This is a genomic window from Tardiphaga sp. 42S5 (assembly GCF_034044155.1).
In the GTDB taxonomy this organism is placed as follows: Bacteria; Pseudomonadota; Alphaproteobacteria; order Rhizobiales; family Xanthobacteraceae; genus Tardiphaga; species Tardiphaga robiniae.
Genome location: NZ_CP139027.1, coordinates 3,503,080 through 3,530,068 on the forward strand (window position 1 = coordinate 3,503,080; position 26,989 = coordinate 3,530,068).

The 26,989-nt window shown below is 61.6% G+C and carries 26 protein-coding genes; 18 read left to right on the forward strand and 8 right to left on the reverse strand.

Annotated features, from left to right (window positions below; all coding sequences use genetic code 11):
- Nucleotides 1-37 precede the first annotated feature (37 nt).
- The 3 genes from moaA to SFY93_RS16135 form a co-directional block, all read right to left on the reverse strand.
- The gene (gene moaA, locus SFY93_RS16125; RefSeq protein ID WP_320443827.1) at nucleotides 38-1,069 is read right to left on the reverse strand and encodes a GTP 3',8-cyclase MoaA; all 1,032 of its coding nucleotides are present in this window, start codon (nucleotides 1,067-1,069) and stop codon (nucleotides 38-40) included.
- A 112-nt stretch (nucleotides 1,070-1,181) separates the two neighbouring features.
- The gene (locus tag SFY93_RS16130; protein WP_320443828.1) at nucleotides 1,182-1,625 is read right to left on the reverse strand and encodes a hypothetical protein; all 444 of its coding nucleotides are present in this window, start codon (nucleotides 1,623-1,625) and stop codon (nucleotides 1,182-1,184) included.
- Nucleotides 1,626-1,774: 149 nt separating this feature from the next.
- Nucleotides 1,775-2,458 carry an HAD family hydrolase gene (locus SFY93_RS16135; protein WP_320443829.1) on the reverse strand — a complete coding sequence of 228 codons (684 nt, stop codon included), beginning with the start codon at nucleotides 2,456-2,458 and terminating at the stop codon, nucleotides 1,775-1,777.
- A 193-nt stretch (nucleotides 2,459-2,651) separates the two neighbouring features.
- On the opposite strand from SFY93_RS16135, the gene rpiA reads away from it, so the two are divergent.
- From rpiA to gor, 3 genes are read left to right on the forward strand one after another with little or no spacing between them, the layout of a single operon-like run.
- Nucleotides 2,652-3,350 carry a ribose-5-phosphate isomerase RpiA gene (rpiA, locus tag SFY93_RS16140; RefSeq protein ID WP_320443830.1) on the forward strand — a complete coding sequence of 233 codons (699 nt, stop codon included), beginning with the start codon at nucleotides 2,652-2,654 and terminating at the stop codon, nucleotides 3,348-3,350.
- A gap of 23 nt (nucleotides 3,351-3,373) precedes the next feature.
- On the forward strand, nucleotides 3,374-3,913 hold the full coding sequence (locus SFY93_RS16145; protein ID WP_068730563.1) for a DUF2059 domain-containing protein: 540 nt from the start codon (nucleotides 3,374-3,376) through the stop codon (nucleotides 3,911-3,913).
- A gap of 55 nt (nucleotides 3,914-3,968) precedes the next feature.
- Nucleotides 3,969-5,354: a glutathione-disulfide reductase gene (gene gor / locus SFY93_RS16150; protein WP_320443831.1), complete on the forward strand. Its 1,386-nt coding sequence runs from the start codon at nucleotides 3,969-3,971 to the stop codon at nucleotides 5,352-5,354.
- Between the two features lie 24 nt (nucleotides 5,355-5,378).
- On the opposite strand, the gene SFY93_RS16155 is transcribed toward gor, so the two are convergent.
- The gene (locus tag SFY93_RS16155; RefSeq protein ID WP_320443832.1) at nucleotides 5,379-6,299 is read right to left on the reverse strand and encodes an alpha/beta hydrolase family protein; all 921 of its coding nucleotides are present in this window, start codon (nucleotides 6,297-6,299) and stop codon (nucleotides 5,379-5,381) included.
- 159 nt (nucleotides 6,300-6,458) lie between these two features.
- Here SFY93_RS16155 and SFY93_RS16160 point away from each other — a divergent pair, with 159 nt between their 5' ends.
- From SFY93_RS16160 to SFY93_RS16170, 3 genes are read left to right on the forward strand one after another with little or no spacing between them, the layout of a single operon-like run.
- Nucleotides 6,459-7,847 carry a class II 3-deoxy-7-phosphoheptulonate synthase gene (locus SFY93_RS16160; RefSeq protein ID WP_315841650.1) on the forward strand — a complete coding sequence of 463 codons (1,389 nt, stop codon included), beginning with the start codon at nucleotides 6,459-6,461 and terminating at the stop codon, nucleotides 7,845-7,847.
- Between the two features lies 1 nt (nucleotide 7,848).
- Nucleotides 7,849-8,202: a diacylglycerol kinase gene (locus SFY93_RS16165; protein ID WP_320443833.1), complete on the forward strand. Its 354-nt coding sequence runs from the start codon at nucleotides 7,849-7,851 to the stop codon at nucleotides 8,200-8,202.
- Nucleotides 8,203-8,245: 43 nt separating this feature from the next.
- Nucleotides 8,246-9,997, forward strand: coding sequence for an NAD+ synthase (locus SFY93_RS16170; protein ID WP_320443834.1), 1,752 nt, complete (start codon nucleotides 8,246-8,248; stop codon nucleotides 9,995-9,997).
- A 97-nt stretch (nucleotides 9,998-10,094) separates the two neighbouring features.
- On the opposite strand, the gene SFY93_RS16175 is transcribed toward SFY93_RS16170, so the two are convergent.
- The 3 genes from SFY93_RS16175 to SFY93_RS16185 form a co-directional block, all read right to left on the reverse strand.
- The gene (locus SFY93_RS16175) at nucleotides 10,095-12,110 is read right to left on the reverse strand and encodes a DUF1217 domain-containing protein (RefSeq protein ID WP_320443835.1); all 2,016 of its coding nucleotides are present in this window, start codon (nucleotides 12,108-12,110) and stop codon (nucleotides 10,095-10,097) included.
- Nucleotides 12,111-12,217: 107 nt separating this feature from the next.
- Nucleotides 12,218-13,402 (reverse strand): DUF2865 domain-containing protein, encoded by a 1,185-nt coding sequence (locus tag SFY93_RS16180; RefSeq protein WP_320443836.1) that lies wholly within the window; start codon nucleotides 13,400-13,402, stop codon nucleotides 12,218-12,220.
- Nucleotides 13,403-13,632: 230 nt separating this feature from the next.
- Nucleotides 13,633-13,938 carry a Rossmann-fold NAD(P)-binding domain-containing protein gene (locus SFY93_RS16185; RefSeq protein ID WP_089267154.1) on the reverse strand — a complete coding sequence of 102 codons (306 nt, stop codon included), beginning with the start codon at nucleotides 13,936-13,938 and terminating at the stop codon, nucleotides 13,633-13,635.
- Between the two features lie 302 nt (nucleotides 13,939-14,240).
- Here SFY93_RS16185 and cysS point away from each other — a divergent pair, with 302 nt between their 5' ends.
- The 4 genes from cysS (at nucleotide 14,241) to SFY93_RS16205 (ending at nucleotide 18,105) form a co-directional block, all read left to right on the forward strand.
- Entirely contained in the window at nucleotides 14,241-15,635 is a 1,395-nt protein-coding gene (gene cysS, locus SFY93_RS16190; RefSeq protein ID WP_320443837.1) for a cysteine--tRNA ligase, read from the forward strand.
- A 115-nt stretch (nucleotides 15,636-15,750) separates the two neighbouring features.
- The gene (locus SFY93_RS16195) at nucleotides 15,751-16,233 is read left to right on the forward strand and encodes a GNAT family N-acetyltransferase (protein WP_320447787.1); all 483 of its coding nucleotides are present in this window, start codon (nucleotides 15,751-15,753) and stop codon (nucleotides 16,231-16,233) included.
- Between the two features lie 126 nt (nucleotides 16,234-16,359).
- Nucleotides 16,360-16,749, forward strand: a complete 390-nt coding sequence (locus tag SFY93_RS16200; protein ID WP_320443838.1) for a VOC family protein — start codon at nucleotides 16,360-16,362, stop codon at nucleotides 16,747-16,749.
- A gap of 162 nt (nucleotides 16,750-16,911) precedes the next feature.
- Nucleotides 16,912-18,105, forward strand: coding sequence for a Fic family protein (locus SFY93_RS16205; RefSeq protein ID WP_320443839.1), 1,194 nt, complete (start codon nucleotides 16,912-16,914; stop codon nucleotides 18,103-18,105).
- A 326-nt stretch (nucleotides 18,106-18,431) separates the two neighbouring features.
- Here the strand turns inward: SFY93_RS16205 and SFY93_RS16210 are convergent, their stop codons facing one another.
- Nucleotides 18,432-19,037 (reverse strand): LOG family protein, encoded by a 606-nt coding sequence (locus SFY93_RS16210; protein ID WP_089267321.1) that lies wholly within the window; start codon nucleotides 19,035-19,037, stop codon nucleotides 18,432-18,434.
- A gap of 209 nt (nucleotides 19,038-19,246) precedes the next feature.
- On the opposite strand from SFY93_RS16210, the gene SFY93_RS16215 reads away from it, so the two are divergent.
- From SFY93_RS16215 to SFY93_RS16250, 8 genes are all read left to right on the forward strand, one after another.
- Nucleotides 19,247-21,202: an ABCB family ABC transporter ATP-binding protein/permease gene (locus SFY93_RS16215; protein ID WP_320443840.1), complete on the forward strand. Its 1,956-nt coding sequence runs from the start codon at nucleotides 19,247-19,249 to the stop codon at nucleotides 21,200-21,202.
- A gap of 95 nt (nucleotides 21,203-21,297) precedes the next feature.
- Entirely contained in the window at nucleotides 21,298-21,726 is a 429-nt protein-coding gene (locus SFY93_RS16220; protein ID WP_320443841.1) for an endonuclease domain-containing protein, read from the forward strand.
- The gene (locus tag SFY93_RS16225) at nucleotides 21,727-22,425 is read left to right on the forward strand and encodes a phosphatidylserine decarboxylase (RefSeq protein ID WP_320443842.1); all 699 of its coding nucleotides are present in this window, start codon (nucleotides 21,727-21,729) and stop codon (nucleotides 22,423-22,425) included.
- Between the two features lie 80 nt (nucleotides 22,426-22,505).
- Entirely contained in the window at nucleotides 22,506-23,381 is an 876-nt protein-coding gene (pssA, locus tag SFY93_RS16230) for a CDP-diacylglycerol--serine O-phosphatidyltransferase (protein ID WP_320447788.1), read from the forward strand.
- 158 nt (nucleotides 23,382-23,539) lie between these two features.
- Nucleotides 23,540-24,259: an RraA family protein gene (locus SFY93_RS16235; RefSeq protein WP_320443843.1), complete on the forward strand. Its 720-nt coding sequence runs from the start codon at nucleotides 23,540-23,542 to the stop codon at nucleotides 24,257-24,259.
- 132 nt (nucleotides 24,260-24,391) lie between these two features.
- Nucleotides 24,392-25,138, forward strand: a complete 747-nt coding sequence (locus SFY93_RS16240) for a class I SAM-dependent methyltransferase (RefSeq protein WP_320443844.1) — start codon at nucleotides 24,392-24,394, stop codon at nucleotides 25,136-25,138.
- Nucleotides 25,139-25,351: 213 nt separating this feature from the next.
- Nucleotides 25,352-26,125 carry a motility protein A gene (locus SFY93_RS16245; RefSeq protein WP_068730581.1) on the forward strand — a complete coding sequence of 258 codons (774 nt, stop codon included), beginning with the start codon at nucleotides 25,352-25,354 and terminating at the stop codon, nucleotides 26,123-26,125.
- A 30-nt stretch (nucleotides 26,126-26,155) separates the two neighbouring features.
- On the forward strand, nucleotides 26,156-26,980 hold the full coding sequence (locus SFY93_RS16250) for an OmpA/MotB family protein (RefSeq protein WP_320443845.1): 825 nt from the start codon (nucleotides 26,156-26,158) through the stop codon (nucleotides 26,978-26,980).
- Nucleotides 26,981-26,989: the final 9 nt, after the last annotated feature.

Below are 26,989 nucleotides of genomic sequence, written 5' to 3' on the forward strand. Positions count from 1 at the left end.
CATTGGTCGAGGGGGAGGAGGGAGCACCGCCGGCGGGTTACCCCCCGGTCACGCTCATATGCCGGCTGACGCTCGGCCGGTTGTGGCGTCGATCGATGATGAAATCGTGCCCCTTCGGCTTCAGGCCGATGGCGCGGTCGATCGTGGCGTTCAGGAGGTCGTTGTCGGCGGAAGCCCGCAGCGGCTTGCGCAGGTCGGATGCATCCTCGTGGCCCAGGCAGGTATGGATCGTTCCGGTGCAGGTGATGCGCACGCGATTGCAGGATTCGCAGAAATTGTGGGTCATCGGCGTGATGAAGCCGATCTTGCCACCGGTCTCGGCGACGCGAACATAGCGGGCAGGACCGCCGGTATCGTCGGGCAGATCGGTCATCGTGAACTGACTGGCCAGGCGTGCGCGCAGCATAGAGAGCGGCACATACTGGTCGATGCGGCCTTCGCCGATATCGCCCATCGGCATCACTTCGATCAGGGTCAGTGCCATGTCGCGGCCGTGCGCCCATTCGATCAATGAGGGGATCTCGTTCTCATTCATGTTCTTCAAGGCGACGGCATTGATCTTCACGGCCAGGCCCGCAGCCTGCGCCGCGTCGATCCCGGCCAGCACCTTGTTGAGGTCGCCCCAGCGCGTGATGGTGCGGAATTTTACGGGATCGAGCGTGTCCAGGGAGACGTTGATGCGCTTCACGCCGCAATCGGCCAGTTCAGCGGCATATTTGGAGAGCAAAGAGCCGTTGGTGGTCAGCGTGAGCTCTTTCAGCGCGCCGGTCTTGAGGTGGCGCGACAGCGAACGTACGAGGCCCATGACGTTGCGCCGGACAAGCGGTTCGCCGCCAGTGAGCCGCAGTTTGGTAACGCCCTTGGCGATGAACGCCGAGCAGAGCCGGTCGAGTTCTTCCAGTGTCAGCAGGTCGGCCTTGGGCAGGAACGTCATGTCTTCCGACATGCAGTAGAAGCAGCGCAGATCGCAGCGATCCGTCACTGAGACGCGCAGATAGCTGATCCGCCGGCCGAACGGATCGGTCATGGCAGAGGAGGCCAGGGCGGGGCTCAACTCGGAGACGGTCATTCAGATGCCTGACTGCAAAACATGAATTGCTCGCGCGGCGAAAAACGCCGCACGTTCAATCTAGTCACGTGTTGCAGCTGGCACAATCACGCCAACGTATATGTTTGGTGGATCAGCGAGGCGCGGGGAACGGCGAGCCCGCCGCAGATGCGGCGGCCGCCGGGGCCGCGGCAGGCGCTGCCGCGCGCTTGGCAGCCTTGCGGGCGCGGCGTGGCGGTGTCGCAGGCTGCAACTCGGCGACGACCGGGCTGGGATCGACCGTGGTCCGTGCCGGCGAGGTGAAATCCCCGGGAACGCGGGTGATGGTCACCGGAACCGTCATCGGCTGGAATTTTGCGAGGGTAAAGGTTGCGCTGAACCCGGTTTCCGTCGCCAGAGGCAGCGAGCACGGGGTCTTGCAGCTCGGGCCAATGGACGTGACCACCTCTGCGCCGGGCGGAACCGAGTCGAATTGTACGGTAACCGGTTCCGGTGTCGACTTGAATGCGTCCATGGAGAACGACGTGCAACCGGCCAGGCTCAGGCCTGCCGCTGCCAAAACTATTACTCTACGCATGGGTATATCCGTCACGTTTTGCGGCTAGCCGCCATCCCCTGGCAACCATAGGAGCGTCGCACATATGACGCAACACGCAGGCCGCTTGTAGTTAATTGATGGTTAACGAAGTCGCCGAACAACCTGAGAAACTCAATTATCTGAACAGGCTAGGCGAGGCGGCGGGGCAACAGGCGGTCGACAGTCGCCGGTAGATCGCGGAAATGGTCGATCACGATGTCGGGCTTGAGCTCGATAATCGGGACATCGGTATAGCCGAATGTAACGCCGATCACCGGGACATTGGCCCGCCGCGCCACACCGACATCGGGGCCGGCATCGCCGACCATAACAACGGACGACATCATGCCACCGGCACGCGCTACCGTCTGCTGCAGGATGACGGGATCGGGCTTCGCGACGCCGAAGGTGTCGGCGCCGCAGATCGCCGCAAATCGGTTGGTCAGCTCCAGCTTGTCGAGCAGCAGCTTCGACAGCCATTCCAGCTTGTTGGTGCAAACCGCGAAGCGGTAGCCACGCCCCGCCATTTCGTCGAGCGCCGCAATCAGGCCCTCGAAGGGGCGTGACTCGTCGGCGATATGCTCCGCGTAATAAGAGATGAAATCCTCGGTCAGGCGTGTGACCTCGTCCGGGCTCATTTCGCGCCCTTCCAGCTCGAGCCCGCGTTCGATCAGGCGCCGGGCGCCCTGGCCGATCATTTTCCGCGCGGATTCCAGCGGGACGGGGGCCAACCCTTCCTGATGAAGCACATGATTCAGCGCGCTGATGAGATCGGGGGCGGTATCGACGAGGGTACCGTCGAGGTCGAAAACGACGAGGGGAGCTTGGGTCATGAGCGGATCGCTACCGGTCCGCGGCCGATCCCGCAAGGGGGGGCGGACGTAGCCCAGCATCCCCCTGGGAATGCAGGCCTGCATTCCCCGGGAAAGCACGTCCTTCGCCCTGTTCCTTCCCCCCAAACGTCGCTAGATATGCGGCGCATCCCGTCCGCGGGACCGATTGTGAACCGCAAGGACCGCTGCACCGATGAATATGGACGAGCTGAAACGACAGGCTGCCGCAAAGGCACTCGAACATGTACGCGACGGCATGAAGCTCGGACTCGGCACGGGATCGACAGCGAAGCACTTCGTCGAACTGCTCGGTGAACGCGTGGCGGGCGGTCTCAAGGTTATTGGCGTTCCGACGTCCGAGGCCACGCGGGCCGATGCTGAACGTTGCGGCGTGCCGCTGACCACACTCGACGAGGTCGATCGGCTCGATCTGACGGTGGACGGTGCCGACGAAGTCGATCCGGCGCTGAATCTCATCAAGGGCGGCGGCGGCGCATTGCTGCGCGAGAAGATCGTGGCGGCGGCGTCCGACCGCATGATTGTCATTGCCGACGATTCCAAATGGGTGCCGACCCTTGGCCGCTTCCCGCTGCCCGTGGAAGTGATCCCGTTCGGCCTGTCGGCCACGCGCCGTGCGATTGCCGATGTGTTCGCCAAGTGCGGGTTGCACGGCGAAATGGCCATTCGCAGCGGCAAGGACGGCCATGCTTTCGTCACCGATGGTGGCCACTGGATCATCGACGCCCGGCTCGGGACCATCACCGATGCGCCCCGACTGGCCGGGCTGCTCGGCGCCATTCCGGGCGTGGTCGAGCACGGTTTGTTTATCGGTCTGGCGAGCACCGCCATACTAGCAGGATCGCAGGGAATTCGCGTTTTCGAGCGCCCGTAATGGCGCAATCAAGGAGAATTGGAATGAAGAAGCTCTCGCACATGCTGCTGTCGGCCGGTCTCGCGCTCGGCGTTGCAGTCACCGCGCTGCCGGTCTCCGCGCAGCAGGCATCTCCGGAGGGACAGGCCCGGCCGATCAAGCCGGCATCGCCAGCTGCGATCGCTTACGCCAAGGAAATCCTGGCGATGAAGAACGCCAGCGCGATGTATGCCAATGCCGTGCCGAACATGGTTCAGCGCGTCAAGGACTCGCTGCTGCAGAGCAATCTGAACTATCAGAAGGATCTCAACGAGGTCGCCATCACCATCGCGCAGACGATGGCCGGGCGCGACAAGGAGATCACCGAGCAGATGGCGAAGATCTATGCAAGCGACTTCACTGAGGCAGAGTTGAAGGATCTTGCGACCTTCTACAAGTCGCCGCTAGGCCAGAAACTTCTGGTGCAGGAGCCCCAGTCGATTTCCGCCAGCATGACCTATATGCAGCAGTGGGCGCAGCAGTTTTCGGAGCAGGTCAACGGCCTGTTCCGCGCTGAAATGCGCAAGCGCGGCAAGGAAATCTAAGGGCGTAAGCTGAGGCCGGTCATTCCGGGGCCTCAGTCTGCAGTTCGGAGCGATCATGGCTGACGTCGACGTCGATCTGTTTGTCATTGGTGGCGGTTCAGGCGGCGTGCGCGCCGCCCGTATCGCCGCCGGCTATGGCGCGAAGGTCATGGTGGCCGAGGAATATCGCTTCGGCGGCACCTGCGTGATCCGCGGCTGCGTGCCGAAGAAGCTGATGGTCTATGCCTCGCATGTCCAGCGCGAGATCGACGATGCCGCCGGTTTCGGATGGACCATTCCGACGGCAACATTCGACTGGTCGACCTTTATCGCCAACAAGGACAAGGAGATCGCCCGGCTCGAGGGCATCTATCAGTCCAATGTGGAGAAGACCGGCGCGACGACCGTCAAGACCCGCGCAGTGTTCGAGGATCCGCACACGCTGCGCCTCGGCACCGGCGAGACGGTAAACGCCAAGCATATCCTGATTGCGACCGGCGGCGCGCCCAATCATGGGCCGGCGATTCCCGGCATCGAGCATGTGATCTCCTCCAACGAGGTGTTTCATCTGCCTGAACTGCCGAGGCGCATCGTGATCCAGGGCGGCGGCTATATCGCGCTCGAATTTGCCTGCATCTTTGCAGGATTGGGCTCCGACGTGACGGTGATCTATCGCGGCGACAACATCCTGCGCGGCTTCGATGAAGACGTGCGCGCCCATGTCCGCAGCGAGATGGAAAAGGATGGCATCACCATCCTGACCGGCTGCACGGTGACCAAGGTCGAGAAACACCGGCACGAATTCACGACGCATCTGTCCAGTGGCGCAAGCATCGCATCCGATCAGGTGTTGTTCGCGATCGGCCGCAATCCGAACACCGCCAATCTCGGTCTCGAGAAGGCTGGCGTTGCACTCAAGCCCGCCCATGGCGGCATCATCGTCAACGAGTTCTCGCAGACCAATGTGCCGCATATCTACGCGGTCGGTGACGTCACCAACCGCATCAACCTGACGCCGGTGGCGATTCGCGAAGGCCACGCCTTTGCCGATACGGTATTCGGCAAGAAGACCGTGAAGGTCGATCACAGCAATATCCCGACCGCCGTGTTCACCCAGCCGGAGGTCGGCACCGTCGGCATGAGCGAAGAAGAGGCGCGCGCCACCTTCAGCCACGTCGATATCTACAAGACCAATTTCCGGTCGATCAAGTCGACCATCTCCGGCAGCGAAAGCCGGGTGCTGATGAAGCTGGTGGTCGACGGCGTGACGGATATCGTGGTCGGCGCCCATATCGTCGGACCGGAAGCGGCCGAACTCATCCAGGTGCTGGGCATCTGCGTGAAGCTGAAGGCCACCAAGGCTGATTTCGATGCCACCGTGGCCGTGCATCCGAGTGCGGCCGAGGAACTCGTGACGATGCGCACGCCGACCGCGCGCTACGTGCGCGAAGCCGCGGAATAATCAGTCCGGCGTAGCCGCGGGTAGTCAGTCTTGCATCTGGATCCATTCGGCAGCGCCGCGCCACAGCGTGTCGCGGTGTTCCGGCCGGAAGAATCCGAAATGGCCGACCTTTTTCGAACCGGCCTCGATGGGGCGGATACTGTCGATCTCCGGCTTGATCGACGTGAAGCCGGCGCAGAGCATTTCGACGGCGGCGCGTGTCGCCCACGGATCGTCCGAGAAGCTCAGTGCCCGCATCTCGCCGCGATAGCGCGGGAAATTCACTAGCGCCCTGAGCTTGCTGTCGTCGAAGAAGTAGCGATCGCTGGTGACCCAGCCCGCCCATTCCAGAAACACGTCGCGTGGCAGGTCGTAGCCGAGGCCTATCCTGCCTGGCGCATAGCCGATGACGCGCGCCAGCGGCGCACCGACGAATTTCATTAGCGCGTAGATGCGATAGCCCTCCGGCGGCGTCATCAGTCGCCAGGTGCCGGCCTGTGCCGCGATGAGCAGGGCGCGCGATACTTCGGAATTGTTGGGGATCAGGCCGAGCGCCTGACCGCCGAAGGAATGCCCGACAAAGGCAAGTGGCATTGCCTTGTAGCGCTCGCGCATCCAGCTCACCGCGGCGGTAACATCGAGCGCAGCCCAGTCGGTCATGGACGCCTTGAAGCCCACCAGCGCGTTCGACCGGCCGGACAGGGGATCGGCCTTGGGCCGCGAATCCCCGGTGCCGCGGTAGTCATAGGTCAGCACGGCGCAGCCGCGGCTCGCGAGGTAGCTGGCGAAGCCTCTGTAGATCTTGCGGGGAACGGCGGTTGCGGAATTGATCAGAACCGCGTGGGTGCGGGCGCCGCGGGGCAGGTACAGCGTCGCGCCCAACGAATAGCCGTCGGCCGCCTGGAAGGTGATGTCATCGGCAAAAGCGTCGTCCAGTGCAGCCTCCGACACCGCAGTTTCTCCCATGGTGTCCTATATGTTCCTTACCCGAGCCTAGCAAATGCGAATTCGGCTTTGGCTGCAAGGGCTTGGGGCGCAATGTGGATTTCGAACTGGCGATCCCCATCTGTGCTGTGTATAACGCGGCCTCCGCAGCCATAAAGCGCGGTTTTCAGGAGAGAAGTGATGTCCGAGCGGTGGACGCCCGATAGCTGGCGCGGCAAGCCCGTGCTGCAAATGCCGGAATACCCGGATCTCAAGGCCCTTGGCGATGTCGAGGCGCAGCTTGCCACGTTTCCGCCGCTGGTTTTTGCAGGCGAAGCCCGCAATCTGAAGAAGTCGCTCGCCCGCGTGGCCGCCGGTGAGGCCTTCCTGTTGCAGGGCGGCGATTGCGCCGAGAGCTTTGCCGAACACGGCGCCAACAATATCCGCGATTTCTTCCGCGCCTTCCTGCAGATGTCGGTCGTGCTGACCTATGCCGGCGCGCTGCCCGTGGTGAAGATCGGCCGTATCGCCGGTCAGTTCGCCAAGCCGCGGTCCTCGCCGATGGAGAAGCTCAACGGCGTCGAACTGCCGAGCTATCGCGGCGACATCATCAATGACATCGCCTTCACGCCAGAATCACGCGTGCCCGATCCACAGCGCCAGCTGATGGCCTATCGGCAGTCGGCGGCGACGCTGAATCTGCTGCGCGCTTTCGCAACCGGCGGCTTCGCCAATCTCGGCAGCGTGCATCAGTGGATGCTCGGCTTCCTGAAGGATTCGCAGCAGTCGCGCCGTTATAAGGAGCTGGCCGACCGCATCTCGGATGCGCTGAACTTCATGCGCGCCTGCGGCCTCAATCTGGAGAGCCATCCGGAACTGCGTTCGACGGATTTCTACACCAGCCACGAAGCGCTGCTGCTCGGTTACGAGCAGGCTTTCACGCGCGTCGATTCCACGACGGGTGACTGGTACGCGACCTCCGGCCACATGATCTGGATCGGCGACCGTACGCGGCAGCTCGATCATGCCCATGTCGAATACTTCCGCGGCATCAAGAATCCGATCGGCCTGAAATGCGGCCCGTCGCTGAAGCCGGATGAACTGCTGAAGCTGATCGACGTCCTCAATCCGGACAATGAGCCCGGCCGCCTGACGCTGATCAACCGCTTTGGCCACGAGAAGGTTGGGGAGCATCTGCCGGGCTTCATCCGCGCGGTGCAGAAGGAAGGGCGTTCGGTGGTATGGTCGTGCGATCCGATGCACGGCAACACCATCACGTCGAACTCGGGTTACAAGACCCGTCCGTTCGATCGTATCCTGTCGGAAGTGAAGTCGTTCTTCCAGATCCATGCGGCCGAAGGCACCCATGCCGGCGGCGTGCATCTGGAAATGACCGGCCAGAACGTGACGGAATGCACCGGTGGCGCGCGCGCCATTTCGGACGAGGACCTCAACGACCGCTACCACACGGTCTGCGATCCGCGCCTGAATGCCGAGCAGTCCATCGACATGGCGTTCCTGATCGCCGAACTGCTGAAGACGTCCCGCGTCGACAGGGCGGAGCCGCTGCCGGTGGCATCGGGTCTCTGACTTGTCGCGCCTCTGGCGGGCCACCATCAACACCTGGAATGGCCTGACCTTCGCGACGCGATCGGAGCAGGCCATTCGCGAGGAGCTGTTTGCGCTTGTTCTCGCGGTGCCGCTGTCATTCCTCATCGGCACCACCGCAGCGCGCCGGCTCGAGCTGGTGGCGGTGGTTCTGCTGCTGCTCACCGTCGAACTCCTCAACACCGCCATCGAGAAACTGGCCGACCGGCTCACCACCGACCACGATCCGCAGATCGGGCGTGTGAAGGACATGGGATCGGCGGCCGTCGGCGTCGCACTGGTGATCGCCGGCATGACTTGGCTGTATGCGCTCGGTGAGCGCATAGGCATCTTCTAATCCCGCAGTTGCGAAGGGTGAGCCGGTAGGCTTGGATGTTTCCATGACAGAATTGACGCGTTTCACGGTCACACTCGCCCAGCTCAATCCCATCGTCGGTGACATCACCGGCAATGCTGCCAGGGCGCGCGCGGCGCGGGCGCAGGCCAAAGCCGACGGCGCGACGCTGATCGTGTTTCCTGAATTGTTCATCGCCGGCTACCCACCAGAAGATCTGGTGCTGAAACCGGCATTTCAGGCGGCCTGCCGTGCGGCCATCGAGGAGCTGGCGCGCGAGACCGCGGACGGGGGTCCGGCTGTGTTGATCGGCTCGCCCTGGGTCGATGGCGGCAAGCTCTACAATGCCTGCGCGCTGCTCGACGACGGCCGCATCAGCGCGATCCGTTTCAAGGTCAATCTGCCGAATTACGGCGTGTTCGACGAGAAGCGCGTCTTCGCGCGCGGCTCGGTCTCGGGACCCGTCACCATCCGCGGCCTGCGCGTCGGCGTGCCGATCTGCGAAGACACCTGGATGGAAGAGTCCGCCGACTACGAAGACGTGGTCGAGACGCTGACCGAGACCGGCGCCGAAATCCTGATCGTGCCGAACGGTTCGCCATATGCCCGCGGCAAGACGGATCTGCGCTTGTCGGTGCAGGTCGCCCGCGTTACCGAGAGCCATCTGCCGATGGTCTACCTCAATCAGGTCGGCGGTCAGGACGAACTGGTGTTCGACGGCGCGAGCTTTGTGCTCAATGCTGACCGCTCGCTGGGTGCGCAATTGCCGTCCTTCACCGAGAGCATCACGACGCTGACATTCGAGAAGATCGACGGTCACTGGCGCTGCGACGGACCGATCGCACCGGTACCGGAAGGCGACGAGGGGGACTATGCCGCCTGCGTGCTCGGCCTGCGCGATTACGTCAACAAGAACGGCTTCCCCGGCGTGCTGATGGGCATCTCCGGCGGTATCGACTCCGCGCTTTGCGCCGCGATCGCCGTGGATGCGCTCGGCGCCGACCGCGTGCGTGGCATCATGCTGCCATTCCGCTACACCGCGCAGGTGTCGCTCGACGATGCCGACAAGCTCGCGAAGGCCCTGGGTTTCCGTTACGAGATCCTGCCCATCGCCGATGCGGTCAACGGCTTCGAGAAGATCCTTGCCGATACCTTCAAGGGTCTCGCGCGCGACATCACTGAAGAGAACCTGCAGGCGCGCACCCGTGGTACGCTGTTGATGGCCGTCTCCAACAAGACCGGCGCGATGGTCGTCACGACAGGTAACAAGTCGGAAATGTCGGTCGGCTATGCCACGCTCTATGGCGACATGAATGGCGGATTCAATCCGATCAAGGATCTCTACAAGACCCAGGTGTTCCGTATCTCGACCTTGCGCAATTTATGGAAGCCCGAAGGCGCGCTCGGTCCCGATGGCGAAGTGATCCCCAACAACATCATTATCCGTCCGCCCACGGCCGAACTGCGCGAAAACCAGACCGACCAAGACTCGCTACCCCCCTACGATATTCTCGATGGCATTCTCGAACGCCTCGTCGAACGCGAAGAGCCGCTGTCAGAAATCGTCGCGGCCGGCTTTGAGAAGGACGTCGTGACGCGCATCGATCGGCTGCTCAACATCGCCGAATACAAGCGCCGGCAGGCGGCACCGGGCGTGAAAGTGACGCGGAAGAACTTTGGCAGGGATCGCCGCTATCCGATCACCAACAAGTTTCGCGATCTAGCCAATCCATTGCCGAAGCCCGATGAGGACCTGGTGACTCGGCCAGGCAAGGGCACCAGCGAAGCGTTTGAATGAAGCTGTGGGGCGAATGACGCCCTACAAATTCGTCGCATATCAGCGCGTGGTCCTGCCACCGCGCCGTTTTGGCCACCGCCGCAAAAGGTCGATTGGCTCAAAGGCCACCGCGCTGAAACAGGGTAACGACGGATGAGGATGCGGTGCTGGTGTCGTTCTTGATGTCATACAGCGCCGAGAAACGGTTCAGCAGTTTGGCCAGCTTGGCGGGATCGGCGAGGTCCTTCAGATTGAGGTGTTTCTCCACCACCTTGGCCTGCTGATCGATATCCATCGCACCCACCTCGTCCGGCAGGCTGAAGATGGTGCGGAACACTTCCGCCAGCGCCTTGTCCGCAAGCAGGTCATAGGCCGAGGTGATGCTCGGCGCCTTGCGCTCGAAGTAGAGCGCGAGCCGCACGCCGGGATTGCTTTCGCCCTGCTGCGTCTCCAGCGTCTGCTGCAGATATTTGTGCTGGATTTCCATGAACTGGTCGCGGGTCTGCGGCCCGAATTTCGGTAGTCGCGTGATCTCGCCGTCGTCGTCGAAATTGAACGAAGCCACCAGCTCCGCGAAATGCGGATCCTTCTGCGTGTTGACGAAGCTCTTGGGGTCGTTCAGGTCGGAATCGAACATCTTGCGCAGATCGGCGGTGGTCACCTTGGCGGGGTCGAGGTCCTTGGCGACGAGCGCGATGTCGATGAGCTTCCTGTCGGCAAGCAGATCCTTCACGCTTTCGATATTGGCGATGTTCTTCTGATAATAGACCGCGTCCTTGTCGGCCGCCTTGCGCAGCTCGGCCTGTTCCTTGTCCTTCGTGAAGCGTGTCTTGGCGATGATGTAGTCCTTCATCACCTGGGTGACTTCCGCCGCTTCCTGCGCCACCACAGGCGTCGTGATATTTCCGCTGCTGTCGAAATTGAATGCCCGAGCGAGCTGAACGTATCGCTCGTCGTGCAGCTTGTTCACGTAGCTCTTCGGATCGTCCGGATCGCTTTTGAGCACGTTTTTGATGATCGTTGGCGAAACCTCTTCGGGATCGAGACCAAATGATTTCAGAGCAAAATTATAGACGTTTGGCGTCTTGAGAAAGGCATCGACCGTAGTCACATTGGCGATGCCCGCGCGATACTGCTTGATCAGCGATGCCGCGTAATTTTCATCCGCTGCGAGATAGGCCGCGCCCTGGCTGTTGACATATTTGGTATGGGTGTCGCTCAGCTGCGCGGCTGTCTGGGCAGACGTTCCGGTGGGCAATGTGCCGTCGGGCGAGAACTCGAAAGCGCCGGCAAGCGCCACATAGCTGTCGATCGTCTTGAGCGCATCCTTATAGCTGAGGATACTGACCTCATTCATCGATCCGCGCGTGCGCTCCAGATCGATCTTCCGGCGCAGATCGGCCATATCGGCGCCCGGCTGTTTCAATGCCGCCATGTATGTGTCGATCTTGCCGGCGGCATCGAGCATCGCTGCCTGGGCCTTGGTGATATTCGCATTGATGTCGTCCTTCTGCGACACCCAAACGGAATTGACATAGCTGTTCGGATCGGACGGATCGCTGCTCAGCACCTTGCTGATCGTGTCATGGGACCAGCGATTCTTGTCGATGCCGAAGGCCGAGAAAACATAATCGCGCAGCTTGTCGTCGGCGAGCAGGTCATTGACGTTGGTGATTTTTCCGATCGCGAGATTGTAGTAGTTCTTGTTCGCGTCGATAGCATCGACCCCGCGCTTCGCTACGGCTGTGTACAGACCGATCATGTCGTCGGTCTGGTTCTCGGACTGGGCAGCGTTGGTGCCGCTGCTGGTGGTCCCGAAGGGGAAGGCCGCCGCGAAATCCCGGTAGCGCTTGTCGCTCAGCTTGTTGGCAAAACTGTTGGCGTCGGAGAGATCGCTTTCCAGCACCTTGCGCAGGAAGGCCTTGGCATAGGCCATGTCCTCCAGACCGTAGGCCGTCGTTGCATAGGTATAGAGCCGATAGTCGTTCAGGAGATCATCGACGGTTCTCACCTTGCCGATGTTCTCCTTGTAATAGGCCGTATCCCGCGAGACGGTGGCCTGTTGCGAGATCCGCGTCAGCGATTGGGTGAGATTGCGGGAGACGATATTATAGTTGAGATAAGTCGAGACCATCCGAACACCCTCACGGTTTGGCGTGAGCCTACCGTTCGGAGGTTGTCCGAAGCTGGACGCAGGGGGCCGTGCGCTCGTCGCCCTGTCTGGCTAGGCGACGTCGGCGCCTACCGCGGCGCGTTGTTCGGCAGGAATTGCGGGCCGACCGTGCGGATCTGACCAGGAGTGGACGGTGTCGCCGGTTGCGCGGGAACTGCTGCTGCAGGCGCCTCCGGTGCTGCGCCCTTCTTCAAGGCGGCAGGCGTGCCCTTTTGCGGCTGCGACATCCGCTTGGCACGTTCCTCGGTGACGATGATGTCGCCATTCTCCGCTGCCGATTTGTCGTCGACATTCTTCAACGCCTCGGACCATGTCTGGCCCTGCGCCTTGCAGGAGCACGACGGATTGAATTCGGTGCGATACTTGAAAGCGTTCGGCGACGACGAATAGGGCTGACCCGACACCGAGACAGCCGAGTTCATGTCCTCGCCGGGATTGCGATAGGTGAACAGGTTGGCGTCGGAGGCCGGGCAGAGATTCTTGCAGGTCCGCTCGTCATCGCCGAAACGCGCCGGGATCGTCGCGAACGAGATCGGGAAATAGAAGCCATCGCAGGTGCGCACGCAGACGGTGCGATAGGTGCCGGACGGAACGGGACTCATATTGCCGTCCAGCGGCGGCGCGCCCGGGCTCGGCTCGTTATTGCCAAACAGGTTGTTGAGGAAACCGCCGGGTCCGGAATTCTGTGGTGCGGCGCGCTGTGCGGCCGCGGCATATTGCGGGCCGCAATTGTTCTGGGCGAGGGCCAGCAGGACCGAGCGGCGCTGGGTATCGCGATCCGAACTGCCGGGCGTGCCGACACGCAGGCGTTCCAGATTGCTGGTGATCTGATCGAGATTGCCGCGCATCTGCTGGATCTGGGTGTTGACCGGACCGCATTGTGCCGACTGGCCGTTGAACAGCGAGAAGAAGCCGGAACTGTCGCAGCCCATCCGCTTGGCCTGTGCCGAGACGCGATCGAGCTCGCTCTGCTGCTTGGACGCGGCGTCCTCATAGCGGCGAAGCTGTTCGGCGCGCGCGGGATCGAGGCCGTTGCCGCGATCGATGGTCGCAAGCTGCGCCTCGAGGCGCCCGCACATCGGATTGGCGGAGCCCTGCTGCTGCGCCTGGCTTGGCGGATAGACCTGCTGCGCGGGATAGGCCGGGGGCGGTCCGTTCTGCGCCGATGCAGGAGTGCCCAGCGACAGCGCACCAACCAGTGCGGCACCAACGAAAGCCCAGCGAGAAAGGGAAGCAGTCACAGTGTCAGACATATCCGGCCAATGCGCGAGTCAGAAACGAGCGAGACAGAAACAAGCGGGGTAGTGCGGCATCGCGCGTCGATACCGCCGCCAACCTCTCGCCGACGTTGCCAGACGCGCGCGATGAAAATGCGGCGGCGAACGCGGCTTTCCATAGCTGCTTCTCGCGGCAGGGTCACGTCGTTTCCGGGGCCTCACTGTGACCGCAAGCGTGACGCAAGAAAGTCGCAAGCCGCGGGATGTCAGCGCTGGCAGGTAATCGCGACGAATTCGTCGCATTTGCCGTGATGGCAGGCGCTGCCTGACGTCGGGACCGAGCCGGTCACTTCATCGGGATCGACGCGGCGATAGGCGACGGCCTGGTCGAAGGCGCGCGATTTGCAATAGGACAGGGCGGCATGCGCGCCGCACTTCTCGCCGCGAGCGAGGCACTGGTCGATGCCGTAACCGTCAGACTGGTTGGCGATGATGAAGACGCGGGAATCGGCAAAGGCCGAGGAAGCGGCCAGAACAAATGCCGCCGTCAGAACGACTGAAATGGATTTCATAACTCACCGAATGAATGAGGAAATTCGCCCTCATTCGATACGCCCCAAAGATTAATAATCATTAACCATGGGCGGCGTAGCGATGGATTGAGGCCGAAATCAGCCCTTTACGGCATAGTTCCACACCCTTGACGGGCCACATGGGGTTGCCCCATGGTGCCCCGATGAACGGTTCTCTCGCCATTTGTGGCATTTGCCGCGAGATTAAGAGCTAGCGATTCGCTGGCTGAGGCCGTCTTTTCTCACACGAGATCAATCTCAAGAGGGATGAGAGGACGCCCGGCCGCTAGGGACGGACATCCATGGAACTGCGCCTTTACGACACCCTGACCCGCGAGAAGCGCGTCTTCACGCCGATCGATGCCGACAACGTCCGGATGTATGTCTGCGGGCCGACAGTCTATGACTTCGCCCATATCGGCAATGCGCGTCCGGTGATCGTGTTCGACGTGCTGTACCGGCTGCTGCGGCACATCTACGGCACTGATAAAGTCACCTATGTCCGCAACATCACCGACGTCGATGACAAGATAAACGATCGCGCGTTGCGCGACTTTCCGGGCCTGCCGCTGAACGAGGCGATCCGCCGGGTCACCGAGACCACGGCCAATCAGTTTCAGGCCGACGTCGAAGCGCTGGGTTGCCTGTCGCCGACGGTGCAGCCGCGGGCGACGGACTTCGTGCTGCCGCGCCCCGACGGCAAAACCGACATGGTGACGCTGATCAAGGAATTGATCGAGCGCGGCCATGCGTATGAGGCTGCGGGCGAAGTGTTGTTCGACACCCAGTCGATGGCAGACTATGGCGCACTCTCCGGCCGCAAACTGGAAGACCAGCAGGCCGGTGCGCGCGTCGCCGTCGATGCGCACAAGAAGCATCCGACCGACTTCGTGTTGTGGAAGCAGTCATCCGCCGAAGAGCCCGGCTGGGAAAGCCCGTGGGGCAGGGGCCGTCCGGGCTGGCACATCGAGTGCTCGGCGATGGCGGAGGCCTATCTCGGCACGATCTTCGACATTCATGGCGGCGGCCTCGACCTGATCTTCCCACATCATGAAAACGAAATCGCCCAATCGCGCTGCGCGCACGGTACGCATGCGATGGCGAATTACTGGATGCATAACGGCTTCCTGCAGGTCGAAGGCGAGAAGATGTCGAAGAGCCTCGGCAATTTCTTCACGATCCGCGAATTGCTGCAAGATTGGCCGGGCGAAGTGCTGCGCCTGAACATGTTGAAGACACACTATCGTTCGCCGATCGACTGGACCGTGAAAGGTTTGGAAGAAAGCGCCAAGACACTCGATGACTGGTATTGGGTCGCGGCGGATGCAACAGGTGGCGACGTCTCCGACAAGGTGATGGAGCCGATGTTAGACGACCTGAATACATCGCTGGCTGTTGCGGCGTTGCACGGTCTTCGCAACAGTGCGGCAGCAGGCAATGACGGCGATCGCAGCCAGTTTGCAGCGTCACTGCGTGCGCTCGGTTTCCTGTCGGAAACGGCAGCAGAGTGGAATGGGCGCAAACAACAGGCCAGCGGAATCGATGCAGCAAAGGTCGATGGTTTGATTGCGGATCGTACAGCCGCGCGGGCTCGCAAGGACTTCAAGGAGTCCGATCGTATCCGCGACGAACTTGCCGCCATGGGCGTCGTCATCAAGGACTCGAAGGAAGGCACCACCTGGGAGATCGCGCGATGAGCCGACCCGACACACCGTTTCCAAAGCACTGGAAATATTACATTGCGCTGAAGTGGGCGCTGATCATCGGCGCGATCGCGCTGGCGCTGAAGCTGGTGGATTTCTGGTGAGCGCGATGGGCGAGGCGAAACCGGCACTGCGGCCGTTCCTGCCGGATGACACCGCGATTGCGGCTGCGATCTATGTGGCCAGCATCGAGGAATTGACGGGCGACGACTACAGCGAGGCGCAGCAGGAAGCCTGGGCTGCAACGGTCGACGACGAGGTGGCGTTCGGCAAGCGGCTGGCGTCGCAACTCACGCTGATTGCGACGCTGGACGGCGTCCCGGTCGGCTTTGCATCGTTGAAAGGCGCCAATCATATCGATCTGCTTTACGTGCATCCGAATACGGCCCTCCAGGGTGTGGCATCGCTGCTGATCGATGCGATCGAGAGGCTGGCCGGTGCACGCGGCGCCAAGCTGCTGACCGTGGATGCCAGCGACACCGCTGAGCCCTTCTTCAAGAAGCGCGGCTACATCCCGACACAGCGCAACAGCGTGCCTGTCAATGACGAGTGGCTTGCCAACACCACGATGCAGAAGACGCTGGGCGAGTAAGCGAAGATGCGTAGGATGGGTAGAGCGCAGGCACGATCGTGCCGGAGCGAAACCCATCGTCGATTGAGCGTGGGACGATGGGTTTCGCTTCGCTCTACCCATCCTACGGTCCTGAGGGCTACGCAGATGATCGATCATATCTCCATCGCGGTCAGTAATCTCGAACGGGCCGTGCCGTTCTACGAGCGTAGTTTCGCGCCGCTTGGCATGAGCCGCGTCGTCACGCGTCCGGCCATGGTCGGGTTCGGCAAGACCTATCCGGAAATCTGGCTCAATCTGCGTGCAGGCATGGCGCCGTTATCACCTGATAGCGGCGTGCATCTTTGCCTGCGCGCGAGGACGATGGATGAGGTTGATGCGTTTTATGCGGCAGCCATCGCCGTTGGCGGGGTCTCGGAAAGCGCGCCCTCGCTGCGGCCGCATGATCGCGTGCGCTACTACGCGACTTTCATCGCCGATGCCGATGGCAATCGCATCGAGGTGGTGACGTTCCCGAAGGACGATATTGCGCCGTAGTTTTGCTCCGCAAACCCGCTTTCGAGAAAAGTGAGTTAGGGAAAGGACCTCATCGTGTTTCCCGCGTTGCACATGATCGGCCAAGAAATCGGCCAATATTAATGATAATTTCGCATTTTGTACGAATTATCAATATCTTGTAATATCGTATGATCGGCCAAAATGACAGAAGAAACTCCACAGCGCATTGAGCCTGCGAGGCTGGAAGAGACATCCGAGGCCATCGCGGACGTCATCGCCGATCTGTCTGTTGCCTCCACGAAACTCGGCGTCGGGTTGCATCCGCGCACGGCTGCGAACCTTGCCGACCTCGTGCGGCTGATGAACACCTATTACAGCAACCTGATTGAAGGCCATAACACGCGCCCGAAAGATATTGCCCGTGCGCTGGAAGGCAAGCTCGACCAGGACGAGGGCCGCAGGAACCTTCAGCTTGAGGCTGCCGCGCATGTGCGCGTGCAAACCGAGATCGACCGTCTTGCCTCCGACGGCAAACTCGGCGAGCCGGCCTCAATCGAATTCATCAAATGGCTCCACCTCGAATTCTATCGCGATGCGCCGGAAGATATGTTGCGCATCAGCGGCAAGGATTCCGAATTCATCATGGTGCCGGGTGCGTGGCGCTCTCAGCCGGAGCAAGACGTGGCAGTTGGACGGCATGTGCCGCCATCAAGCGCGCGCGTCGATGACTTCATGAAATATTTCGAGCAGCGTTATGCGTTCAAATCTTTGAAGACTGCGGGCCGTATCATGGCGATTGCCGCCGCCCATCATCGCTTCAATTACATCCATCCTTTTCCGGATGGTAACGGTCGTGTCAGTCGCTTGATGAGCCATGCTATGGCGCAGCTTTCCGGAATAGGGTCGCATGGCCTTTGGTCAATCTCACGCGGTCTTGCCCGCGGTCTGAAGACGCCAAGCGAGTACAAGCGGATGATGGATTTGGCGGATACGCCGCGCCAGGGCGATCTCGACGGACGCGGCAATCTCTCGCTCAAAGCGCTCAGCGAATTTATCCTGTGGTTCCTGCAAGTCTGTCTCGATCAGGTGAAGTTCATGGACAGCCTGTTCGAGCTCGATAGTCTGGGCCAGCGCTTGAGTACCTATGTCGAGCGCAGCAGCACGCTGAAGCCAGAGGCCAAACGTCTTCTGGAGGAAGCGCTCATTCGTGGACAGTTTGAACGTGGCGATATTTCTCGTATCACGGGACTTCCAGATCGCACGGCGCGCCGGGTATTGGCCGATGTCATCGCCGAAGGCCTGCTCGCATCGGAGACGCCAAAGGGTGCGGTCTCGTTGCGCTTCCCGGTCGAGGCGCTCGACGTGCTGTTTCCGAGGTTGTTTCCAGAGACGTAAAGGAGAGCAGGCCCGCGCAAGCCGAGGTAAGGTTTGCATTTCGTGTGGCGCGACAGAGCGCCCAACAAATTCGTCGCAACACTGCGTCCAACAAAATGAATTTCTCATCGGCGCTGCCAAAACGAGCTTGGCAGCAAATCGTTGAGTTCACATTAGAAATGCGTCTGTCTGATTAGTTCGTATTGAATCCGAGGCTCCGAAGGTCATTCGAGCCGGGTGAAGCGGAGCGGCCGGGGGAGCCGGTGAGTGAAACGCTGGCTCCTCCTCATCTGAGGCGTTATTGGCACTCGGCTTCGACCTCTTCCCCGCAAGCGGAGAGAGGTTAGTCAGAGCCGCGTCGCGACGTCCGGAGCCAGCTTCTTGGCTTCGTCGGAAGCCAGCGCCGCAGCGGTGCGGAGCCGGGGCAGGATGTCTTCGGCACGGTCGGCCGTCAGCACGTCCAGCGGCAGTGTCGGCCGGATGAAGGCGGTCGAGCGCATGTGTTTGAGCAGCTCGAGCAGCGGCTCCCAGAAGTTATCGATATTGGCCATCAGGATCGGCTTGCTGTGGCGGCCGAGCTGCTGCCAGGTGAGCTGTTCGACCAGCTCTTCCAACGTGCCGATGCCACCGGGCAGGGCGACGAAGGCGTCCGATCGCTCGAACATCAGCCGTTTGCGCTCATGCATGTCGTGGGTAACGATCAGTTCCTGGGCGGCGGTCAGCGCGTTTTCGCGCTTGGTCAGGAATTCCGGGATGATGCCGGTGACCCGGCCGCCATTGTCCAGCACGGACTTGGCTACCGCGCCCATCAGGCCGATGGAGCCGCCGCCATAGACCAGGCCAATGCCTTGCTCGGCCATGATCTTGCCGAGCGCGACCGCTGATTCGACGAAACTGGGATTGGTACCGGGGCCGGAGCCGCAATAGACGCAGATCGTTTTAATTGTGCTCATGGAATCCATGTGGCACTGCGGGATAACAGCGTCAAGACACGGAATGAACGCGATACGGGAAATTCCTGCCCGGGACACCTCTCCGCAGGGAAAAGAATGCTCCGCCAGGGTGCGACGTTCCGGCAAAGCGCCTATATGCATTCTAATGAAATCGACCTCCATTTTGAGCCGGCCCCGGGCCGCAGCTCCGTTCGTTCCAGGCGCCGTGCATGTCTGATTCCGATCCCGCGCTGAACGACGAGACAGTTCTTAACCCGGCTCATATCGAACGCGGCACGCTGTTCGGAACGCTCGCGCATTTGTGGCCCTATATCTGGCCGGGCGACCGCGACGACCTGAAGATGCGCGTCGTCTGGTCGATGCTGCTGCTGCTGGTCGCCAAGGCGGCCACCCTGACGGTGCCGTTCACCTTCAAATGGGCGATCGATGCGCTGACCGGCGCCGATACGGCTCCCGTCCAGTCCTCGAACTGGACGCTGTGGCTGATCGCATCGCCGGTCGCCATGACCGTCAGCTACGGCGCGATCCGCGTGCTGATGGCGATCTTCACGCAATGGCGCGACGGCATCTTTGCCAAGGTGGCGATGCACGCGGTGCGCAAGCTCGCCTATCTCACTTTCGTCCACATGCACGAACTTTCGCTGCGCTTTCATCTGGAGCGCAAGACCGGTGGCCTGACGCGTGTGCTCGAACGCGGCCGCGCAGGCATCGAAGTCATCGTGCGGATGGTGATTCTACAACTGGTACCGACCATCGTCGAGCTGTTGCTGGTGATGGGTGTACTGCTGTGGCAGTTCGACTGGCGCTATGTGCTGGTCGTGGCGATCACCGTGGTCGTCTACATGTACTATACGTATCTGGCGACCGAGTGGCGCATCGCCATCCGCCGCAACATGAACGAGTCCGATACCGAGGCGAATACCAAGGCGATCGACTCGCTGCTGAACTACGAGACGGTCAAATATTTCAGCGCCGAAACGCGCGAGGCCGAACGCTACGACAAGACCGTTGAGCGTTTCGAGCGCGCCAGCGTCAAGACCTATACGTCTCTGGCTGTGCTCAATACCGGGCAGGCGATCATCTTCACGCTCGGTCTGACATCGACGATGCTGATGTGCGCGGTCGGCGTGCGCAACGGCACCCACACGGTGGGCGATTTCGTCATGATCAACGCCATGATGATCCAGCTCTACCAGCCGCTGAATTTCATGGGCATGGTGTATCGCGAGATCAAGCAGGCGATCATCGACATCGAGAAGATGTTCGGTGTCCTGAACCGCAATCCGGAAGTGAAGGATATTCCAGGAGCCAAGCCGCTGCTGGTGACATCAGGTGCTGTGCGTTTCGATGACGTGCGTTTCGCCTATGACCCGGAGCGGCCGATCCTGAAGGGGCTCTCCTTCGAGGTGCCGGCCGGCAAGACCGTCGCCATCGTCGGCCCGTCGGGCGCCGGCAAGTCGACGATCTCGCGGTTGCTGTTCCGACTGTATGATGTGTCGGGCGGCACGATCTCCATCGATGGCCAGAACATCCGCAATGTCACGCAGGCCTCGTTGCGCCAGTCGATCGGCATGGTCCCGCAAGACACCGTGCTGTTCAACGACACCATCCGCTACAACATTCGCTATGGCCGCTGGGGCGCAACCGACGCGGAGGTAGAGGAAGCCGCCCGTATGGCGCAGATCGACCCGTTCATCCGGATGTCGCCAAAGGGCTACGAGACCGAGGTCGGCGAACGCGGCCTGAAACTCTCCGGCGGCGAGAAGCAGCGCGTGGCCATTGCACGGACCGTGCTGAAGGCGCCGCCGATCCTGCTGCTGGATGAGGCGACGTCGGCGCTCGATAGCCATACCGAGCAGGAAATCCAGGACGCGCTGGAGAAGGTCTCGCAGGGCCGCACCTCGCTGGTGATCGCACATCGGCTGTCCACCATCGTCGGCGCCGACGAGATCATTGTGCTCGATCAGGGCCGTATCGCCGAGCGCGGCACCCATGGCCAGTTGCTGGCGGCGGGCGGTCTCTATGCTAGCATGTGGAACCGGCAGCGCGAGGCCCAGGAGGCCCGTGAGCGGCTGGCCCAGATCGGCGACGATGCCATCGCCCCCAATCGCACCCCGCCGCCGGTCGATGACGACCGGCTGATGACGCCTGACGCGGCGGAGTGATTCTTTCTCTTTCCCTCGCCCCCGAGCGCGGCGAAGCTGCGCTTGGCGGGAGAGGGTGGATCGCCCGCGTTAGCGGGCGACACGGGAGAGGGGGCATGGCGAGGGATCAGGCCAAAGCTTTGCGCGCCAATATGACGGATGCCGAGCGGCAGCTTTGGTATCGGCTGCGCGCCCACCGATTTCAGAGCTTCAAATTCAAGCGTCAGATGCCGATTGGGCGATACATCGTTGATTTCGTCTGCCTTGAACGGCGCCTCGTCATTGAGGTCGATGGCGGGCAGCATGCTGACAGCAAACCGGATCAAACCCGAGACCAATGGCTTCAACAACAAGGGTTTCGCGTTCTGCGGTTCTGGAATAATGAGGTGTTCAACAACACGGATGGAGTGCTTGAGGTGATCGTTGAACATCTTGGCCATTCCGCGCCAGCCCCCTCTCCCGGCACGCCGCTACGCGTCGCGCCACCCTCTCCCGCCTGCGCAGCTTCGCTGCTTGGGGGAGAGGGGAAGAAAGATAGAGCTTAAATGTCCATCGCAAATTCCATCCGTGGCCAGATCCCGCCGATCCACAAGGAAGGTTATCCGTTCATTGGCGCCTTTGCGCTGGCGAGCCTGGTGCTGTTCTGGATCTGGACGCCGCTCGGATGGATCGGCACGGTCCTGACCGTCTGGTGTGCGCTGTTCTTCCGCGATCCGGTGCGCGTGACCCCGACCCGCGAGGGTGTCGTGGTGTCGCCCGCCGACGGGAAAGTATCGATGGTGCAGCCAGTGCTGCCGCCGGCCGAACTCGGCCTCGGCGACCAGCCGCTGCTGCGCATCTCGGTGTTCATGAGCGTCTTCAACGTCCATGTGAACCGCAGCCCGGTGGCTGGCCGGATCGAGCGCATCGCTTATCGGCCGGGGAAGTTCATCAATGCCGAGCTGGACAAGGCGAGCGAGGACAATGAGCGAAATTCGCTGGTGATTTCGACCCCGGGCGGCCGGATCGGCGTGGTGCAGATCGCCGGGCTTGTGGCGCGCCGGATCGTGTCCTTCGTGCGCGAGGGCCAGACCCTGAGCGCCGGCGAGCGCTTTGGCTTGATCCGTTTCGGCTCCCGGCTGGATATCTACCTGCCGGAAGGCAGCAAGGCGCTGGTGGCCGTGGGGCAGACCGCGATTGCCGGTGAGACCGTGCTGGCCGATTTCCGGATCGGTGACGGCGGCCGCACCTACCGCATCGATTAACCCCGATTTCCTGCCGCTTTGGGCGGCAGGACGCCACAATGGCGGAGCAGGGTGGGATTTGCTAGGATCACACCATGCAAATGCCTTCTGACCAGTCTCCCGAGACGCGCCGCCGCCGGTTCCGGACCATTCCGATCCGGATGCTGGTGCCGAACATGATCACGCTGCTGGCGATCTGCGCCGGCCTGACGGCGATCCGCCTGTCCACCGAGGGGCGGATGGAACTTGCCGTGGCGGCCATCGTGTTCGCCGCCGTGCTCGATGGTGTCGACGGCCGTGTCGCCCGCATGATCAAGGGCCAGTCCAAATTCGGCGCCGAACTCGACAGCCTGGCCGACTTTGTCAATTTCGGCGTGGCGCCTGGCCTGATCCTGTATTTCTGGCAGCTCCACGATCTGAGCAATGCCGGCTGGATCGCCGCGATGGTGTTCGCCATCGCCGGCAGTCTGCGGCTGGCGCGTTTCAACGCCACCATGGACGATCCGGACAAGCCGGCCTTTGCCGCGAACTTTTTCACGGGCATGCCGGCGCCGCTGGGCGCGCTCACCGTGATGCTGCCGATCTATCTGGGCTTCCTGGGCATGCCGATGCCGCCGGCCATCCTGACGACCCTCTACACGCTGTTGGTCGGCTTCCTGATGGTGTCGCGGCTGCCGGTGTTCTCCGGCAAGGCCGTGAACATGCGGGTGCCGCGCGAGCTGGTGCTGCCGGTGTTCGTCGGCGTGGTGCTCTTCATCGCGCTGCTGATCGGCTACCCCTGGCACATCCTGTCGGCGCTCTCGATCATGTATCTGCTGAGCCTTCCGCTGGGGTGGAAATCGTATCGCGATCAGGAACGCGCGCTGGCCGCGCAGTCGGTGGTCCCTGTTGATCCGGCAGCGCCCAATGCATCGCCGCCCTATACGCCGGGTGCACCTGAGATCGCGCCGGATGATCGGCCCGCACGCCTGAACTGATTGTTCATCTCGAGAACAATTCATGTAGCTGCTTTCCACGACGAAAGTGGCTGCATTTCGTTTTGGGCATGCAGTGAAGTCGGCTATATCCGGAGTCACTCAGCGACGACGACGTCCCGCGAAGACGGGATGCGATAATCACCCACAGGAGAAACGCCGTGACGAATTCCGCGACCGGTCCGCTGCCCGCATCTGTTCTGGAAGCACTGGGCCGCTACGATACGCCGACCATCTGCAATGCGATGGAGATCGTCGCCCCCGAGCGCCGGCTGATCGGCTACACCACGCGTCCGCTGGTTTGTCCGTTTCCCAATCTGCCGCCCATCGTCGGCTATGCGCGCACCGCGACCATTCGCGCGACCATGGCGTCCGGTCTGCCTGCCGCGGAGCAGAAGGCACGGCGGCTCGCTTACTACGACTATGTCGGCACGGGCATCGGTCCGCGCATCAGCGTGATCCAGGATATCGACGGGCCCGACGCGGGCTATGGCGCGTTCTGGGGCGAGGTGAACAGTGCCGTGCACAGGGCGCTCGGTTGCCTCGGTGTGGTCACCGACGGCTCGATCCGCGACATCCCCCAATGGGCGCCGGACTTCCAGGCGCTCGCTGGCACGATCGGCCCGTCGCACGCGCATGTGCATGTGAGCGAGTTCGGTCATGAGGTCCGCGTGGCTGGCATGAGTGTCCGTTCGGACGATCTGATCCATGCCGATCAGCACGGCGCGGTTGTGATCCCGCTCGATGTCGCCGCGAAACTGCCGGAAGCGGCAGAGCTATGCGGGCGGCGCGAGACACCCATTCTCGATATCGCGCGCAGCCCGTCATTCACGCTTGAGAAGCTGAAAGAGGCGATGGCGCGCTCGTCGGAAATACACTGAAATTCGGGGCTATTAAGACTAACGATAAAGGTTAGATGCCGATCAACCCGAACCAGCTCCGGTTGCTTGCGCGGCCGGAGGGCTTCGGGCTAACTGCCGGTTCCGCCGTTAAAACGGACATTGGAGACGGTATTGCCTCAGACCAAGGATATGAAGAAAGCCTGGAATGAGCGTGCAAATCGTGACCCGTTCTTTTACGTCGAGACCGAGCTGTGGGATCACGATCCCGAAAAATTCTTCGCACTCGGTCGCGAACGCGCGACGCTGCTGATCGACCCTGTTCTCGCAAAATATGCAGTTGATCCCGTCGGCAAGACGGCGGTCGATATCGGCTGCGGTGTCGGACGTTTCACGCAGGCACTTGGCCGGCGTTTCACCAGGGCTGTTGGCATCGATGTGTCCGACGTCATGGTGGAAAAGGCCAAGGCGGCGGCAGCGGCGTTCAGCAATCTCGACTTCGTCGCCGGCAATGGCGTCGTGTTTCCCTTAGCGTCCGAAACTGCGGATTTCGTGTGGTCATATGAGGTCTTTCAGCACATGCCGTCGCATGACGTCGTGAAGGCCAATCTGGTCGAGGTTGCCCGCATCCTGCGTCCATCCGCGCTTGGACTCATTCACTTCCGAACGGCGCACGAATATCCGACGATCCTCTGGCATATCGCCAAGTTCGTCCCGACGCCTGTCATCCAGCGCCTGAAAATGATGCTCGGCAAGGATCCGCTAACCGCGGACACGTCGTGGCGCGGTGCAAAGCCGTTGCCGAAGAATACGATCGCGGACTTCTGCGTGGCCGCCGGCCTCAAGCCGATCGAGTTTCTCGATGACCCGACCCACGCGCCGGGATCGCGTACTTTCGTGGTCGTCCAGCGCGCTGTTTGACGCCGCGCAATCGCCCTCAATCGGTCTGCTGAACGAACTTTCCGTATCGTTCCACGCGTGCACGCACGTCATTAATCTGTCGTTAATGAACCGTGAAGCGGTAACGCGTCCTTAATCGCAGTATCGCTAAGGTACCTTCGCGCGGCCTGATCTCGAGGCGTGCCGCCGTCCAGGACGGGCGTCGTTCGATACGTGTATAGCGTCGGAGTTGACATGGATATCACAACACTCGTCGGTTTTGTCGCTGGCATCATTGTGCTGTGTACCCTGGTCCTCATGGGCGGCAGCTTCGGGATGTTCTACGACATCCACGCCGTCATCATCATTTTCGGTGGTTCGTTCGCCGCGACGCTGATCCGCTTTCCGCTCTCGTCCATCCTTCATGGCATTCCGCTCGGCGCCAAATTTGCATTCACGCTGAGCCGCCTGAACGCTCGCGATCTCGTTGACGAACTCGCCCGCATCGCGGAAATCGCGAGGAAGCAGGGACCGGTCGGACTCGAAAAAGTCGAAACTGATGACGCATTCCTCGCCAAGGGAATCCGCTTCGTTGCCGACGGTTACGATCTCGAATTCATCCGCGACAATCTCGAGCGCGACCGCGACAATTTCCTCATGCATCTCGATGAAGGCTCGAAGATCTACCGCGCCATCGGCGATTGCGCGCCGGCCTTCGGCATGATCGGTACGCTGCTGGGCATGGTGCAGATGTTCTCGAACATGTCCGATCCGTCCAAGCTCGGCCCGTTCATGGCCGTCGCGCTGCTCGCTACATTGTACGGCGCTATCGTCGGCAACCTGATCTGTTTGCCGATCGCCGACAAACTGCACGTCAAGGTGCTCGATGAGGAGACCAACCGCACGCTCATCATCGACGGCATCCTGATGATCCGCGACTCCAAGAGCCCGGCGCTGGTCCGCGAAATGCTGCTGGCCTATCTGCCTGAGAAGCACCGCCATGACGAAAGTGAGCCGGTCCCAGCGTAACACACTGGAGGCAGGCTCGGAGCACGTCCGATGGCGAAGAAAAAACGCGGAGAAGCACACGGCGGCCATGGCTGGTTCGTGACCTTCGCAGATTTGATGGCGCTGCTGCTCAGCTACTTCGTCATGCTCGTGGCGTTCTCGAGCCCTGATGGCGCCAAGCTCAAGATCGTTGCCGGCTCGGTTCGCGAAGCATTCGGCGTGCAGTCCGATGCGCGTTATTCGGGCGTGATCGAGTCCGATGGTCTGCCGACGCGCGGCCAGATGAAGAACAAGGATCATGTGTCGCCGGACGATGCGTCAAACATCACCAGTCCGAGCGAGAAAGGCGGTCGTCCGGCCGGCGCCAAGCTGAAGATGGATCGCGAATTCGCGCTCGCTTCAGCTTCATTACGGCAGGCGCTGCAGGACATGCCGGAGATCAACGAGATCTCCAAGAACATCATGTTCGAGGAGACCAAGCAGGGCCTCAATCTGGAAATCATCGACCAGAACGGCCGCTCGATGTTTGCTGACGGATCCAAGGTTCCCTATGAGCGCACACGTCTGTTGCTGCAGAAGCTCGCCGGGCCGCTGAAGGCAACACCGCTGCGCGTGGCTATCGTCGGTCACACCGCCGCGGGCTTCGTGCCGGCGCGCAGCGAATATGATGCATTCGATCTGTCGGCCGACCGTGCCAATGTGGTTCGGCAGATTCTGGAACGGGAAGGCTTGCCGTCGTCCCATATCTTCTCGGTATCGGGCAAGGCAGACAGCCAGCCGCTGTTCCCCGATGATCCGACCATGGCCGCCAACCGGCGGGTGACCATTACGCTGATGCGGGAAGACCCCCCGCTGCCGCCAAACCTCAAGCCGTAAAACAGTCAA

Coding starts and splice junctions, on each gene's coding strand:
- moaA (WP_320443827.1), bottom strand. CDS start 1,069: ATGACCGTCTCCGAGTTGAGCCCCGCCCTGGCCTCCTCTGCCATGACC.
- SFY93_RS16130 (WP_320443828.1), bottom strand. CDS start 1,625: ATGCGTAGAGTAATAGTTTTGGCAGCGGCAGGCCTGAGCCTGGCCGGT.
- SFY93_RS16135 (WP_320443829.1), bottom strand. CDS start 2,458: ATGACCCAAGCTCCCCTCGTCGTTTTCGACCTCGACGGTACCCTCGTC.
- rpiA (WP_320443830.1), top strand. CDS start 2,652: ATGAATATGGACGAGCTGAAACGACAGGCTGCCGCAAAGGCACTCGAA.
- SFY93_RS16145 (WP_068730563.1), top strand. CDS start 3,374: ATGAAGAAGCTCTCGCACATGCTGCTGTCGGCCGGTCTCGCGCTCGGC.
- gor (WP_320443831.1), top strand. CDS start 3,969: ATGGCTGACGTCGACGTCGATCTGTTTGTCATTGGTGGCGGTTCAGGC.
- SFY93_RS16155 (WP_320443832.1), bottom strand. CDS start 6,299: ATGGGAGAAACTGCGGTGTCGGAGGCTGCACTGGACGACGCTTTTGCC.
- SFY93_RS16160 (WP_315841650.1), top strand. CDS start 6,459: ATGTCCGAGCGGTGGACGCCCGATAGCTGGCGCGGCAAGCCCGTGCTG.
- SFY93_RS16170 (WP_320443834.1), top strand. CDS start 8,246: ATGACAGAATTGACGCGTTTCACGGTCACACTCGCCCAGCTCAATCCC.
- SFY93_RS16175 (WP_320443835.1), bottom strand. CDS start 12,110: ATGGTCTCGACTTATCTCAACTATAATATCGTCTCCCGCAATCTCACC.
- SFY93_RS16180 (WP_320443836.1), bottom strand. CDS start 13,402: ATGTCTGACACTGTGACTGCTTCCCTTTCTCGCTGGGCTTTCGTTGGT.
- SFY93_RS16185 (WP_089267154.1), bottom strand. CDS start 13,938: ATGAAATCCATTTCAGTCGTTCTGACGGCGGCATTTGTTCTGGCCGCT.
- cysS (WP_320443837.1), top strand. CDS start 14,241: ATGGAACTGCGCCTTTACGACACCCTGACCCGCGAGAAGCGCGTCTTC.
- SFY93_RS16195 (WP_320447787.1), top strand. CDS start 15,751: ATGGGCGAGGCGAAACCGGCACTGCGGCCGTTCCTGCCGGATGACACC.
- SFY93_RS16200 (WP_320443838.1), top strand. CDS start 16,360: ATGATCGATCATATCTCCATCGCGGTCAGTAATCTCGAACGGGCCGTG.
- SFY93_RS16205 (WP_320443839.1), top strand. CDS start 16,912: ATGACAGAAGAAACTCCACAGCGCATTGAGCCTGCGAGGCTGGAAGAG.
- SFY93_RS16210 (WP_089267321.1), bottom strand. CDS start 19,037: ATGAGCACAATTAAAACGATCTGCGTCTATTGCGGCTCCGGCCCCGGT.
- SFY93_RS16215 (WP_320443840.1), top strand. CDS start 19,247: ATGTCTGATTCCGATCCCGCGCTGAACGACGAGACAGTTCTTAACCCG.
- SFY93_RS16220 (WP_320443841.1), top strand. CDS start 21,298: ATGGCGAGGGATCAGGCCAAAGCTTTGCGCGCCAATATGACGGATGCC.
- SFY93_RS16225 (WP_320443842.1), top strand. CDS start 21,727: ATGTCCATCGCAAATTCCATCCGTGGCCAGATCCCGCCGATCCACAAG.
- pssA (WP_320447788.1), top strand. CDS start 22,506: ATGCCTTCTGACCAGTCTCCCGAGACGCGCCGCCGCCGGTTCCGGACC.
- SFY93_RS16245 (WP_068730581.1), top strand. CDS start 25,352: ATGGATATCACAACACTCGTCGGTTTTGTCGCTGGCATCATTGTGCTG.
- SFY93_RS16250 (WP_320443845.1), top strand. CDS start 26,156: ATGGCGAAGAAAAAACGCGGAGAAGCACACGGCGGCCATGGCTGGTTC.